This is a genomic window from Vibrio chagasii, from assembly GCF_024347355.1.
Lineage (GTDB): Bacteria > Pseudomonadota > Gammaproteobacteria > Enterobacterales > Vibrionaceae > Vibrio > Vibrio chagasii.
Window position 1 is genome coordinate 526,444 of sequence record NZ_AP025466.1, and the last position, 15,391, is coordinate 541,834.

Sequence of the window (15,391 nt, forward strand, 5' to 3'; positions counted from 1 at the left end):
ACAAGAGGCCATTATGATCATTACCACCACACAATCTGTCGAAGGCAAACGCATTGTCGACTACAAAGGAGTTATTGCCGGAGAAGCTATCTTAGGGGTGAACGTATTCAAGGATATATTTTCTGGCATTCGTGATTTTGTTGGTGGGCGCTCTGGCACCTACGAAAAGGAACTCGAAAAAGCCCGTAACTATGCATTCAAAGAGCTGGAACAGAAAGCCATTGAAGCTGGTGCAAATGCAGTGGTCGGTGTCGATATTGATTACGAAGTACTTGGAACAGGTAACGGCATGCTAATGGTATCAGCCAGCGGCACAGCGGTAGTAGTGGCTTAATTACTCGCTAAGTCGTGATTACCTATAAAAACGCCCCTTAGCTAAATCACTAGCTAAAGGGCGTTTTTGTATGCGTTGCTAGGTTAGGTTTGAATATCTCTAACTCGCACGGCCTGCTGGCTCAGAGATCATGGCATCAAAAGAAGCGATTCGAGCCAAGAACTCTTTTCTATCTTTAGGCATAATCGAACTTGCCATCGGTAAATTCGCCTTCATCGCATCCACGGCTCGACCACGAACCAACACCTCAAAATGCAAGTGAGGACCAGTGATACGCCCCGTTGCACCCGATAGCGCAATTTTCTGACCTCGTTTAATTTGCTGCCCTTTCTTAACTAAAAAGCGGCTCAAATGAAGATAACGAGTGGTGTATACGCTGTTGTGTTCAATCACCAAGTATTTCCCGGCATAAGGATGGTCGCGCAGCGCGACAACCCGGCCGTCACCCGTTGAATATACCGGGGCGCCCACTGGCGTCGCAAAGTCAGTACCATTGTGCGGCGAGATTCGGCCTGTCACAGGATGTCTTCGTTTCGGGTTGAACGATGAGGTAATTCTTCGGAACTTTCTGTCAACAGGGTATCTATCGAAGGCTTGTTCTAGGCTATTGCCTTCTCTATCGTAGAAAAGACCATCATGCGCCAAAAACGCTGCTACTTCTCGGTTTCTTAATTGAATTGAGATGCCTTGAACTTCTGTTTTTCCCGTTAAGTGGTTGTCTGTGTACTGCTCTTTTACCAGTACATTAAAGCTGTCACCGGCTCTAAGCTCACGAGCGAAGTTAACTTTATCTTTCAGCGTACGAGTAATATTGGCAATCTGAGCTGTTGTAAGCCCAACTTTGTATGCCGATGTTGAAAAGCTACCATGAACACTGCCCGCGTAGAGTTTTTCTCTCCATTCGCCTGGTATCTCGTGGAATTTATAGGTGAAGCTCCCATCATCATTTCGAGTAAAGGCAGCTTGCTCAACCAGACTTTCGTGGAACACCAACTCAACAAGCTGTTTGGAGTCACTATCTAAAAGCAACTCTAAGTGGTCACCGGGTTTTATGGTATCGAGTTTCAAGGATTCAAGATCCGCTTCCATTACTTTATGAACTGTTTCATAAGGCAGATTCCACGATTCGAATATGTTACTCAGTGTATCCCCTACTTTTACAAAGTAGTGAATTTTGATCAATGAGCTCGAATTAGCTTGTGGGTGCGCCTGTTCCTCACCGTCCATGTGTAGTTCTTGATAAGGCGTTACTTTTATTGAAATTTCTTTTTCCGGCTCCGGATGGAAAGAGAGCAATGCGGCAAGTGAAAATGCACTGATAGCGACAAAAATCAGGCTAATGCGGAGGTACTTCATAAATTACTTAGCAGTTATAACAAGGAACTTGAAAGTGTTATAACATAACAATCAATTCAAAAAAACAAACGAAAGTTAAGAAACCGTTCTTTATAAAGCATAAAAGTATGGTGGGCTTAAGAAACCCACCATACCATCAAACATTTATTCTTCACGAAGCGCCTCAAAACGCTCTAAGCCTCGAAGCATTTCGAAGTCTGGCTCTTCAGCCAACAACTCTCGCATTGAGCCGCTGGCTTCGACGGAACGTTCTAAATCATCAATCGCTTGCCCTTCTGCTCCCAACCTAGCGTAAGCACACGCCCGCTGATATAAAGCATGAGCATTCTGGTCATCCACCTCTAACACACGATTACATAAGCTCATCGCCCAATGGTATTCCTGAATCTCCATCGCTGCGTCCGCTTTGTATGTCAATGCTTCTAAGTCCCCAGGACGAACCTTCAAAATCTCATCATAGATTTCAATTTTCTGTTCCGCGGTTTGAGCATTTTGCGCCCTCAACCATAGATTGTGGATCTCATTGATGATTTCGATTTCTCGGTTGTTCTCTGAAATGATTCTTGTTTTACGCTTCAGGTCTCTCTCAAGCACGTTGAACTTTTTCTCATATTCTTGAGCGATAGTATTGAGTCGTTGATCTGCCATCTCTTTGGTAGTGTGTTTTAGCTCTTTGAGCGATTGCCAACCCACTAAGGCGATTAAAGACGCTACGCCTGCAATGATGTAGAAGAAATAGGTAACGGTGACATTGGCATAATTGAGTGACTTATCCGCCACAGCGAGCTCGCGATCCGTCATCTGAATGGTGAGACGCCTTTCAAGATCCTGCTGCTCGATTCTCAGTTGCTTCAACTCATCCAAGATATAGCGTTCCATCAATGGTCTATCCAAATACTCTTTCTCAGAGTACTTAACTTCTTCGCTTGCAAAACTCATTGTGCTGAACACTGAGATAACTGCAATCAATAAGATTCGAAGCATTATACACTCCTTATATATTTATCTTTAACCTAACTGTATCTCGTAATAGGCATACAAGCTAGGAAGTGGGCAAGTTTGCCTTATCCATATTGGAATTAACACTCTAAAACATCATTGATAATTATAAAACACCTGAAGCAACATCATTAATTTCTAAATTATAAAAATACCAAGTAATACTGTTCTATATAATTAATTCGCGATGCGAATATAGAGTCATTTGATTTATTGCATCGAGGTGAAACTTATATTAATAACGATCAGAGCGAGGTTAATTTGAATAATCCAAGATACGATTTAGTAAGCCGTGTACTGCACTGGGTAATGGCTTCAGTAATCATTTATGCCACAATCGCAGGTTATGTGATGCACTATGTGACCAGTCATCCAGAGCTGTTTTCATTCTTATCAGTGCTTAACATGTCATTGGCGACCGTTGCGACGCCATTGCTCGTGGTTCGTTATATCTGGAGTCACTTTCGCTCTTCTCCAACCATGCCAACATCAATACCAGAGGGGCAAAAGTGTGTGGCTAAGCTTGCTCACTCTTTGATGTACCTCGCCATGTTTATGGTGTTCAGTACAGGCTATTTGATGCTGGAACAACCTTACTCATTATTCTGGTTAACCACTGTCGAAAACCTAATTACCAACCCAGCAATCAACAGCTTCTTCTTTTATTTACATCATGTCAGTTGTATTGCCCTAGCTTGTTTGATTGTTTTACATATTAGCGCAGCACTTAAACACCACTTTGTCTCTAAGAACTATGTATTAAAAATGATGATTTAAATAATACTGTGAGACTTTGGACTTAAAGCTCGACCAAAAAAAAAGGTTCATCGCGGCTTTCCGGGGAAAGCCGCTTTTATCTTCAAGAAGAAGTAGTCTGTATCTCGATACCCATATCCCATTCGCTTGATTAGCTTTATCTTGTTGTTTATCCCTTCCAATGTGCAGGTGTTAAGCGGATAACTCGCAGATGCGATAATGCCGTGAAGATAAGGCCTTAGTTTTCGTGCGAACTCTTTCAATGGCTTAATTCCACTCTCTTGTACTTGTGCCCACCACGCCTCCCAGAGCCCTTTAGCATGTACTTCTGATTCACAATACCAAAGCTCTTTGAGTTGTGCTCCGAGTATATAAGTGGTCATTAAGTCCTTATTGATATTCAATATTTCGGTAAGATAGCTGTTTTGCTGTGTATTCAAATTACCCCTGTTTTTTAGCAACACCCAGCGTGAGCGCTTGATCCATTGCCTCGCTTTTTTATCTTGCTTGAGTTTGTTGGCTTGGTCGACTCTGACTCTATCCATCACCTCTCGACCGAACTTAGCAACAACATGGAATAAGTCGTAAACGATTTTTGCGTTCGGACAGTGTGCTTTAACTTCAAGATCAAAAGCCGTATTCATGTCCATTGCGACCGCTTCGATATTATTGCCATGCTTGCCTAGTTGCTCGAAGAACGGCCGTATGTCCTTACGGCTTCGGCCTAACCCTATCCAAATGACTTGGTGTGTCTTAGCGTCAGCGATGACCGTGGCATATCGATGCCCTTTAAAGATGGCGAACTCGTCCATGACGAGTTGCCTTAGCTCCTCCCATTTCACTGGCGGTACCACTTTTCTAAGTCGGGATTTATCTATCTCTTTAATGGTGTGCCAATGAACGTTCGTTAACCGGGAGATATGCTTAATAGGAAGAAGAGGCAGTAATTGTTCTATATAGCTTCTTAAGCGCTTCGTTATACGAGCATAAGGCTCCAACCAAGATAGAGATTCTGTTTTTATGCCACACTCACGGCACTTGATTCTTCGCGTTTGAACAGAAAGAACAACAGGAACACCGAGCAACATGGCTTCTTTTACATGACGCCATTGATACTCATGAATAGCCTCGGCCTCGAGACCACAAAGGCACTTAGCCTCAGAGTTCGGTTCAAGAGTCAGGGTAATAAGTGATGCTGTCTGGTGAGACTTTACGACTTGAAAGCCTTCCCAGAATGAAGATAGGAAAGTATGATTCGGCATGAAAACGGTAGTTTGTGTATGATTTTTGTTTGGCGACTAAACCATATCACTTACTACCGTTTTTGTTTTTAGTTCCCGCTAATCCGCGATGAACCTAAAAAAAGCCTTTAACCACGATAGCTAAAGGCTTTGAATACTAGCAAAAGGCTTTGGTTCTATGGCTGTAAAGCGCTGAGCACCTCAGTGGCACCTTCAAAATCGTAACTCTCTAGCAATCTCAGCACCTCTTTTAAAGCACTCGAGTCAGGGTGTTCAATGAGTAACTCCGAAACGTATTGAGTCGCATCGTTATCGTAAGCCTCGAGAAGAGATAGCAGCTTAGCGATTTGCTCAGGAGCAACCTCAGAACAGTCCGAAGTATCATCTGAACCTCTATCTGCTGTAGTTGCGCATGGTTTGCCAAAATCGCGCTCGACCGCTTCAATTAACTCCGTTAAGCCAATTTCGCCATGCTTAAGATCTTGCTCCACGCATATCCTATTGTGAGCTCGACTTTCTAAGTCACTGAGTAATTCAGCGAGCCTCTGCCCGCCAATTGAAGCCGCCATACTTTTTAGGGTGTGTAGATTCCGCTCTAACGTCACCCACTCTTCTTGCGCTAGATTATCGAACGCCTCAGACAACATCGATGGCGCCCCTTGGCAGAACCTATCCAACACCTTATTTTGCAAGGATGTATCGCTATTAGTGAGCTGCTCAAATCGAGCTTGTGAGAAAATAGGCAAGCCAGAGTTGTCAGAAACTGATTCATCAACTAATTTAGGCGCAGATGCTTGCCCCTCAAAGTATACCTCTGGAACGATATACTTTGAGATCAAAGACGTCGCTTTATCAATAATGATCGGCTTATCCAAGAAGTCCGTTACGCCTGCGTCCCTCGCTCTCTGTTTTGCATCACTAAACACGTTGGCCGACATCGCAATAATAGGCACAGTTTTATTGAATTCACGGATCAACCTTGTAGCCTCAAACCCATCCATAATTGGTATTTGCAGATCCATAAAGATCATTTCATAGTCATTATTCTGCGCCAACGCTAATGCCTCTTTTCCGTTTTCGGCAAGGTCGGCATCTAACTTAGATCGACTGAAGAAGGCCAATGCAAGATCTTGGTTTAGCTCATTATCTTCCACCAGCAGTATCCTCTGCCCTTTAAACTCTATCTGATAATCCAATTGCAATTCTTGAGCTTTAAACTTAGCGAGTTCTTCATCCGTCGACCTTGCAAGTGTCACAATAAAAGAAAACTCACTGCCTTGCCCAAACTCACTCTCAACCGTAATTTGGCTACCCATCGCGTTAACAAGTTTCTGGCTAATATTGAGCCCTAGCCCTGTGCCACCAAACCTGCGCGTTGTTGTGGTGTCTGCTTGGCTAAACGCTTGAAATAGTTTGTGGAGGTTCTCATCGGAGATCCCAATACCGGTATCCACAACGCTGACCCTCATGGTCAAGTTGTTATCATTCGATTCCATTACATCGACGGTTAACGTGACGCTGCCTTTTTCGGTAAACTTAATCGCATTACCTATCAGGTTAAGTATCACTTGGAACAATCTGAGTGGGTCCCCCATAAGAGGGGTATCCAGTTCTGGGTCAACCGACATCGACAAGTTGAGCTGCTTTTCAGCAGCTTTCGATTCCATCAACTCAATCACGTCTTGAAATGTCGTTAGTGCATTAAATGGAATATTATCGATAAACAACTGACCCGCTTCTATCTTGGACAAGTCTAAAATATCGTTGATTATGCTTAACAGAGAGTGCCCAGAACGGTGCACTTTTTCGATATAGTTGCGGGCTGTAGGGTTAGAGATTTCCCCAATAGCTATATAAGACAAGCCAATAATGGCATTCATTGGCGTTCTAATTTCATGGCTCATATTCGCCAAAAACTCTGATTTGGCCTGACTTGCGAGGTTTGCTCTCTCTTTCTCCTCTGCCAATTGCTCGTTAAGTCGCTTCATTTCAGAAATATCGAATGCCCAAAATAGCGTTGCGATTTCACCATCAAGCTCAAACAAGTAATAGCTAACAAGTGCGACAAAACGAGTGCCATCTGACTTTCTAAGCACTAACTCTTTGTTCACGACTTTTCCGTTTAGCTTGAGCTCTTTATGAATGTCATCACGAACTTCGAGAGAATCATGAATAGCAACTACATCGATAGACGAGAGTTCCTTATTTTCAACGCCAAACAAGCGTTTTGCTGTGTCATTCGCATAACGACATTGCTCATCAGACACCACAGCAGCGGCAATTGGGGAACTATTCAGCATGTTATAGAGTTGGTCTTGTGCTTTTTTGAGTGCCTCTGTTGCTTGATTGGCTATGCTAATCTGCTTAGCGAGTTTTCGGTTCCAGAAGACAATCAGCAAAAAAATCACCAACGAAAAGGCGGAGATGGTGTAAACCAGATGATAGTCAACTCTTTCTATCGCTTTTGGTGCTGCCCACTTCGCTGATATCTTTTGATGCTCTTCTGCAGAGATCTTATCAATGGCTTTATTCAAAATAGAAAATAGAAGAGGTTCAGATTTGATCACATGTAAGGTCGGTGAAAGGAAAAAGTCGAGTCGGCCGATAATCCCAATATCTCGATGGCCAAATGAATCAATCAAATAGTTTAAGACATCGACCGTATCGATCATTCCGTCTAAGCTTTGATCATCTAGCAAGTTCAACCCCTCTGCGGTTGAATCAACAAATACCCACTCAACGTTTGGATACTTCTTTACTATCGCCTCAGTATTCGCTGCATTTCTTAAAATACCAATTTTCCATCCTGTCGCTTCATCGAGCACCAGACTGCTCACCTCTCGTCTTGATGCAAGTGCCAAACGGCTAGAAAACAGGCTATTTGCCGCTCTGACATGCTCTCCCAAGGAGCGATTTTCTTGCGCGGCAGAGACGAGTTCAACTTCTTGATGATCAACTAAACTTCGAGTCTCTGACCAATTCACCACATCAACATGTTCAATGTTCAAGCCTGTTTTCTGCGCGATGAGTTCCAGGTAATCATCAATCATACCGATGTACTCGCCAGTACTAGAAACAGCCTCATACGGGAGTGAATTAGGGTCGATACCGATTCGCACCGTTGGATTATTTTTAAGCCACTCCCTCTCCTCTTCACTTAGATTTAAGATCTCTCCCGTTAAGTTATTTGCTTGATATATCTCTGCAATATACCGCTTAGCGGGTTCACCAAACGAATTGAACTGCTCTATATCTGGGAAGTAAATATGGTTTCGCTGTTGAGATCGAGTGTCAAAGTAAAAGGTCATGGAGCCCGAATTAGTAATACCACCTTTCGTGCGGTAGCTGGCGACTTTGGTCACTGATGCAAAATGGGAGGTATTGCGCTTCTCTCCAAAATCATCAACTAGGTTACCTATGTACCAGGCTTTAATTGGGCGATTATTGTTGTCTGCTTGGGCTGTGATCACCTGAAATGAACTGTCTGTATCAAATACTTCAAAGAGCTCAGACAGGTCGTCAAAGCGGTCATTTACGATAAAATAAGCCGAGATTTGAGCAATAATACTCGCTTTCTTCATAACCTGGCTTAGGTCACTCTGGATATGAGTCTCAATGATTTGGCTTAAACCATCATCGACTTGCTTAAGGTTGGCCACCGCAGCGTTAAATCGGTCTCTCAGTTCTTCACTCTTAAAATCGACATAGATTGGATACTCCACTTGGTAGTCATCGTGTAATCGAAGTTCTGACATTTCAATAAAGCGAGTATTAGTAATAAACCACTCCAGTACTCGCCTCTCGACCATTAAGACATCTACGCTCTGTGCTCTTAACTGTGCGAATGCCGACTCTAACGTACCGATATCTTCAACTCGTTCGATATCAACTTCCTTAGAAAGCATCTCTATCGAGTTTTTTATCGGTGAGGTGTCATCAAATAGCAGCGCCCCTAGAGACAAGCCTTTCTGAGATTTAAGATTGAGTTGGCGCCTTGCCAGCGACACAGGGACGAATTCAACGTTAATAACACTATCACTTAAAAAGTGGGCATCCGGATCGTCAGCCTGAACGCCTGAGACAAAAGAGATCGAGTTATTATTATCAATGGCCTTCCTCGCGGCACTCGGCGGAAGCGTGACAACGTCACCTAGCTTATGGCCCATGTCATTCAATGCGCGCTGTATAATATCGTGCTCCAAGCCAACAGCGGTACTATCTGGATACATGTAAGGAGGGTTACCGAAGCCAAACACGCCTTTAAGTGGAACCCGATAAGGAGACGCATCTAGCCACTTAGATAAAATCTGGTTCTCTTTGCGAACATCAAAGGTTTTGATCTGTTTGTTGATTAACGTCAGCAGCTCCACATCATCAGTTCGTACTACCATAGTCGCCTGAATTCTCTTCCAGTGCTCTAATACATAATTAATCGTTAAATCATGAACACCGACTTTTCTGGCAAGGTCCATCGTCGTGATAGGCTCTGCGACAATACCTTCTACCTCACCTTCCCCTAGAGCTCTCACCGCATCAATCACGTTATTAAAATCAACTCGTTCAATAGAGCTAAGTTGAACGCCTGCTTTTTTTAAGTCTATGTTTCCATTAACCATAGCAATGCGTCGTTTATGGTTTTGGTCTAGGTTAGTGTCGATTTTATTGTCAATGGGAGCAATCACAGCAACCTGATAAGGGATATACGGGTCACTCGAGAGAAAACGCCCTCCATCACTTGGATCAAACTGTTGGAATGGGAAAACATCGCCTCGTCCATCAAGTAGTGCAGCTTTGGCTTCACTGCGAGAGCTGACGCTTATGAACCTCACATGAACACCAAACCGCTCTTCAAGATCCTGTGTCCAATCTTTAACAATACCAGAGACTTTTCCGTCATCATCAAGGAAGGAATATGGATAATGGTTAGCAAGAGCAATGAAAGTCACCGTTGGCTTGTTGTCTAACCATAGGTCTAGCTCGGCATCAGTCACTTCAGAGGCATAAGCACTGCCAACAAACATAAGCACGGACAACAACCATACCGAGAAGAAAATCACTGAACTTTTTAGCCTCGAAATGAAAGCACTGCATCTATTGGATCGATTACTCATCTTTGAATTTTTCTTTAATCGCTAAGATCTTAGTGAGGTTTTCAAACAGTAATTCAACGATTCTAGGGTCGAAATGTTTGCCCTTTTGCTCTTCAAACAAAGCCAGCGCTTCATCAACGCTCCAAGCTTTTTTGTACGGTCTCTCTGCTGTCAAAGCATCAAACACATCGGCAACCGCAGCAATGCGTCCAACCAGAGGGATTGCTTCGCCCGCTATTTGTTTCGGGTAGCCACTGCCATCCCATTTTTCATGGTGATATTGCGCGACTTGAATGGCCATTCGCATCAAATTAGAGTCACTCTGCCTGCCGAGTATCTCTACACCGTATTCGACGTGTTTTTGCATGGTGGCCCACTCGTCCGGGTCTAATTTACCCGGCTTGAGTAACACACTATCAGGGATACCTATCTTGCCAATATCATGCATAGGTGCTGCGTCTCGTAGCGTTTCGGCATCTTCGTCTGTCATACCCAATGCCTTCGCCAATATTTCACAATAGTGGCTCATGCGCATAACGTGCATGCCCGTTTCATTGTCTTTGAATTCAGCCGCCCTACCCAAAATATTCAGAGTCTCTAACTTACCAAGATTGATCTCTTGGGTTTTCTCTTTCACTTGGCTAAATAGCGCTCGCTGTTGGTCATACAAAGCAATATGAGTCTTCACACGTTGCAGCGCGATCTCAGGTGTGATCGGCTTAGTAAGGTAATCAACAGCGCCTAAAGATAGCCCTTTCACTTCGGCTTCAGGGTCTATTTTGGCGGTCACAAATATAATGGGAATATGCGCGGTATTCGGCTGTGCTTTTAGTTGTCGACACACTTCATAGCCGTCAATATCGGGCATCATGATATCGAGAAGAATCAGGTCTGGCTGAGGGACTATTTTGGCAATTTTAATACCAATGGTTCCGTTAATAGCTACCTTAACTTGGTAGGTATCTTTGAGTATTGCCGTTAACACATCCAAGTTACTTGGGGTGTCATCCACGACTAGCACTATTGGTTTACGACTCATTGATACCTCGTATAAAAATCAAACAGTTATAACCCAGTGTAGAACGTTTTTGGAATGCAAGGCACAAAAAATGGCAAATGATTTTGAAAAATGAAGAGCAGATCTTCGAGTGACATCAAACTATCACTTTCGATGTAGAAACCTGTCAATATTACGTCGATTAAGTGGTTATAAATAAAAGAGAAATCATAAATATAACCTTACAACTAAGGTTGATTACCTAAAAAAAGAGCTCCACATTGGGAGCTCTTTTTATGAGTTCAAAGGGTGGCTGATTAACGACCTGAGTAGTACATACAGACTCGGACGCCATCGAACTCACGAATCTCAAATGGAATCTCGTAGATCGACTCCATCACTGACTTTTCAACCACCTCAGAAACCTTGCCAGACTTCACTACTTGGCCTTTTTTCATCGCTACGATGTTGTCTGAGTAACAAGAGGCAAAGTTGATGTCGTGGATAACAATAACGATTGCTTTATTGAACTCATGCGCTAAGCGACGCAGCGTCTGCATGATTTCAACAGAGTGCTTAATATCTAGGTTGTTAAGGGGCTCATCTAAGAAGACATAGTCGGTGTCTTGTGCGACAACCATAGCAATAAATGCCATTTGACGCTGACCACCACTGAGCTCATCAAGGTATTTGTTTTGAATATCAGTAATACCTAAGTGTTCTAAAGCTGTATCAACGATCTTGTTGTCTTCGTCTTTCAAGCGACCTTGCGAGTGCGGGAAACGCCCAAAACAGACCAATTCGCGAATCGTAAATCGCATATTGATGTTGTTTGATTGTCGGAGTACCGCCAGGTGTTTCGCTAGCTCTTTGGTATCCCACTCAGCAAGCAGCTTGTCGCCAATTAGCACTTCACCGGCATCACTCTCTGTTAGACGACTTGCCATTGAAAGCAGTGTACTTTTACCCGCACCGTTTGGGCCAATAATAGAAGTCACTTCCCCTTTTGGGAACATAGCGCTGGCATCGTCAACAACCAGTGATTTGCCATACTTCTTACTTAAACCTGTTAATTTAATCACTACTTACTACCTTTACTGAATTCTGGTGCGTAACAACAAGAACATAAAATACAAACCGCCGACCAAGTTAATGATCACACTGACCGTGGTTTCAAAGGCCATCACTTTTTCAATGAACCATTGACCAGACACGAGCAGAACCACCGCTAATAAGCTACTGGCAAGAATAAGTACACGGTGTTGATACGAGCTAAATATCTGGCGCGCTAAGCTGACCGTAACTAAGCCGAAGAAAAGCACTGGGCCAACCAGAGCAGTGGATAACGCGACCATTACTGACACAATCACCAGAATCATCTGAGTTAATCGCTTGGTATTCACACCCAAACTTGTCGCGTTATCGACGCCCAACCATAGAACATCCAACTTTGGAGCTAACACCCAAAGCCCAAGCAAACACAAACCTAGCGGAAGAATACTCAGGTAAACCAGCTCGCTTTTCACATTGTTGAAGCTTGCAAACATAACGTTCTGCAGCACCGCAAACTCATTCGGGTCAATCAACATCGCTAAGAAGTTCGATAAGCTTGAGAACACGCTGCCACACACAATACCAATCAGCAGCAGGGTAAATACGTTGTTACGCTTGCTCTTAAAGTAAAAATGGAACAGAGCAAACGAGAACAAGATCATCACAGATACAGATAGGCCGAAGTTTGCAATGGAATCAATCACCCAAAAGCTCGTGCCTCCAAATACAAATAACAACGACGTTTGAACCAACATATACAAACTATCAAAGCCCAATATTGAAGGGGTGAGAATCCGGTTGTTGGTAATGGTTTGGAAGACCAGTGACGACGCAGAAATCGCCACAGCCGCCAGTACGATGGACAACAGCTTAGGCATTCTTAGCGACAAGAAAAACTCGTAGTTATCCCAGGTTAGCCCCTGCCCTACAAAAATAGCCGTCATACCCAAAGACGCGATAGCCAGAATCGCGATTTTTACTGAATCACGCATTCGACTTGTCTCTCATGATTAGGTAGATAAAAATCAAGCCACCGAAGATGCTGATGACCATTGAGATTGGAATCTCATAAGGGAAAATGACGATGCGGGCTAACAGGTCACACGCCAATACTAAAATCACGCCCCAGTAAGCTGTCCAAGGCAGGATTCGTTTCATGTTGTCGCCCATCATCAGCGATACAATGTTTGGCACAATAAGGCCAAGGAAAGGAATAACACCAACGATCATCACCACTGAAGACGCACATATCGCCACCAAAGCAACACCAATGAACACGATCTTCTGGTAGTTCAAGCCGATGTTCTTTGCAAAACTCTCACCGATACTCGCTGCGCTGAACTGACTCGCGAAGTAGCAAGCCAGCATACAAGCTGGAACGGCAAGATACAGGATTTCATAGCTGCCTTGTAATACGCTTGCGAAGTTCGCCATGGTCCATGCAGACATGGTTTGTACTAAATCGTACTTGTAAGCAATAAACGTGGTCAGTGCTGAAACCACGTTGCCATACATGATACCAATCAAAGGCACTAGTACCGCATTCTTGAACTTAAGATGCTGTAAGAAACGAACCAACAACATGGTGCCAAACACAGCAAATGCGAAGATGAAGCCGAGGTAGCTCCATTGAGCCGCGTTACCCAATACAAGAATACCAACGATGTAGCCCAACATGGCACAGTCAATCGTGCCCATCGTAGACGGTGCTGCGAACTTATTCTGCACAATCTGCTGCATGATTAAGCCTGAGACACTTAGACCGGCGCCTGCGAGCACAATGGCAAGCAAACGAGGGATTCGACTCACGATATAAATAGAGTTGGCGTGTTGGTTGCCGTTAAAGAAGTCACTAAAACTGATTTCAGCGACTCCTATCATCAATGACGCAACGCATAACACGAGAAGAAATACAGCGGCTGCAATGGGTTTCAACATAGAAATAATACTAAAGGTAGGTCTCGGGTAGCCCGCATAAAAAGTGAAAAAGGGCTTATAAGAACGTTTCTTATAAGCCCGAAAAACTCGTTAAAAATTACTGTTGAATGGTACGTTCAATGTCACCCAACATTCTGTGGATTGCAGTAACACCACCACCAGCTAGGTACCATGCACTTGAATCAAGGTAAACGATGTTACCTTGTTGTGCTGCTGGCGTTGCCGCTACCAATGGGTTATCAAACAGTTGAGGTGCACGACCTTCAGAGCGGCCAATCGCTTTTTCACGATCTAGGATGTAAAGCACTTCAGGTTTTGCGTCTGCAATGTATTCAAAAGAGATAAGGTTACCGTGCGTACCTTTGATTGGTGCGACTGTCGCACTCTTTGACTCAACGTAGCCAAAATCGTCAAAGATAATAGAGAAGCGGCTGCCTTTGTTGAACATCGCAATATTGTTACCGTTGTTCATTAGCATCATCGCCGTCGTTTCACCCGAGGTTACTTTGTCATTCACAGCAGTGATTGAACCTTGAGTCTCTTTGATGATCGCTTCAACTTCGGCCTGCTTGCCGAATAACTCACCCAGTGAACGCCAGTTTTGCTGTGCATCAGCCCAGTACTTATCACCTTCAATAGAGAACATGATCGTTGGTGCAATTTGAGCCAACTTGTCGTAAACCTTAAGCATGCGGTTTTCCGCAATGATTACGTCTGGCTTCAACATGTAGATAGCTTCGAAATCAGGTTCTCTTAACGAGCCAGTGTTTTTCGTTGTTTCTTTGTATGACTCAAGATAGTCAGGCATTAGGCTGTGAGGTGCACCAACTGGCTTTACACCAATTTTATCAAGTACATCCAAGCTACCAAAACCAAGAACAACAACTCGTTGTGGTACTTCAGTAAACTGCGCGGTGCCCTTTACGTGTTCAATCGTGACGGTTTCCGCATGAGCGGTCATCAGCGATGATGCAAGAACGATAGCAAGCCCGCTCACTAACTGGCGAACTGATTTGATTGTTTTCTTCATGTTTCTTCCTTTGCCATTGAGACAAACCACCACTCATGACAATGAAAGTCAGAATACTCATAGGTGAGTAAGGGTCGTACACAACTGCTAAATAACGATAATTTAAAGTTTGTCATTGATTTGACTACAAACTTGTAACGCAAGTGAGAATTATTATCAATAATATTTGCAATAATTTAGTTGCACAACAACTTTCTTATTCAGAAACGTTAAAGTGATTATTCATATATTGCTAGATCGCTATCTAAAACACGTATATCGACGCAGCGTTCGAAAGCTGGATAGATCTCATTTAAGAAAAATGGAGCAGGATTTGGAAGAATGGAGTTTTAAATAAGCAACATAATCAAGGACTCGTAGCATGAAGCCTTGGAATTTACAATGTAAAACTCCTATATGACAGCAACTTAGTTATCACCGATAGTAAAAAACACCGCAAAGCATAACAAGAGAACTTTTGTTCAGAAAACATGATCAGTGACACCGCACTAAGAAGAGTAACCTCCCAATGACTCTCCCTTTACGGCTAAATAACGATGATATTTCAATCAAAATTATTTTTAGATTTCATAAAAAATGGGGTTGTAATTTAAAAAA

Annotated in this window: 11 protein-coding genes; 2 read left to right on the plus strand and 9 right to left on the minus strand. The window is 43.3% G+C overall.

The window, feature by feature from the left end:
* The first annotated feature begins 13 nt into the window (after nt 1-13).
* On the plus strand, nt 14-334 hold the full coding sequence (locus OCV52_RS18325; protein ID WP_137408373.1) for a heavy metal-binding domain-containing protein: 321 nt from the start codon (nt 14-16) through the stop codon (nt 332-334).
* Between the two features lie 99 nt (nt 335-433).
* On the opposite strand, the gene OCV52_RS18330 is transcribed toward OCV52_RS18325, so the two are convergent.
* Both OCV52_RS18330 and OCV52_RS18335 read right to left on the minus strand, forming a co-directional pair.
* Entirely contained in the window at nt 434-1,690 is a 1,257-nt protein-coding gene (locus OCV52_RS18330; RefSeq protein WP_137408372.1) for a peptidoglycan DD-metalloendopeptidase family protein, read from the minus strand.
* A gap of 144 nt (nt 1,691-1,834) precedes the next feature.
* Complete coding sequence (locus OCV52_RS18335) at nt 1,835-2,674, minus strand: tetratricopeptide repeat protein (RefSeq protein WP_004742431.1); 840 nt, start codon at nt 2,672-2,674, stop codon at nt 1,835-1,837.
* A 324-nt stretch (nt 2,675-2,998) separates the two neighbouring features.
* Here OCV52_RS18335 and OCV52_RS18340 point away from each other — a divergent pair, with 324 nt between their 5' ends.
* Nucleotides 2,999-3,466, plus strand: coding sequence for a cytochrome b (locus OCV52_RS18340; RefSeq protein WP_240700693.1), 468 nt, complete (start codon nt 2,999-3,001; stop codon nt 3,464-3,466).
* Between the two features lie 47 nt (nt 3,467-3,513).
* On the opposite strand, the gene OCV52_RS18345 is transcribed toward OCV52_RS18340, so the two are convergent.
* The 7 genes from OCV52_RS18345 to OCV52_RS18375 form a co-directional block, all read right to left on the minus strand.
* A complete protein-coding gene (locus tag OCV52_RS18345; protein WP_261900840.1) occupies nt 3,514-4,707 on the minus strand; it encodes an ISL3 family transposase in 1,194 nt (397 codons plus the stop codon).
* 155 nt (nt 4,708-4,862) lie between these two features.
* Nucleotides 4,863-9,707 (minus strand): ATP-binding protein, encoded by a 4,845-nt coding sequence (locus OCV52_RS18350; protein ID WP_240700713.1) that lies wholly within the window; start codon nt 9,705-9,707, stop codon nt 4,863-4,865.
* 82 nt (nt 9,708-9,789) lie between these two features.
* Nucleotides 9,790-10,815 (minus strand): HD-GYP domain-containing protein, encoded by a 1,026-nt coding sequence (locus OCV52_RS18355; RefSeq protein ID WP_137409094.1) that lies wholly within the window; start codon nt 10,813-10,815, stop codon nt 9,790-9,792.
* A 275-nt stretch (nt 10,816-11,090) separates the two neighbouring features.
* Nucleotides 11,091-11,855, minus strand: coding sequence for an iron ABC transporter ATP-binding protein (locus OCV52_RS18360; protein WP_061032327.1), 765 nt, complete (start codon nt 11,853-11,855; stop codon nt 11,091-11,093).
* Nucleotides 11,856-11,867: 12 nt separating this feature from the next.
* Entirely contained in the window at nt 11,868-12,818 is a 951-nt protein-coding gene (locus tag OCV52_RS18365) for an iron chelate uptake ABC transporter family permease subunit (RefSeq protein WP_137409095.1), read from the minus strand.
* A complete protein-coding gene (locus OCV52_RS18370; protein WP_137409096.1) occupies nt 12,811-13,764 on the minus strand; it encodes an ABC transporter permease in 954 nt (317 codons plus the stop codon). The genes OCV52_RS18365 and OCV52_RS18370 overlap by 8 nt, the downstream gene beginning before the upstream one ends.
* Nucleotides 13,765-13,861: 97 nt before the next feature.
* On the minus strand, nt 13,862-14,794 hold the full coding sequence (locus OCV52_RS18375; protein WP_105023685.1) for a siderophore ABC transporter substrate-binding protein: 933 nt from the start codon (nt 14,792-14,794) through the stop codon (nt 13,862-13,864).
* Nucleotides 14,795-15,391 lie beyond the last annotated feature (597 nt).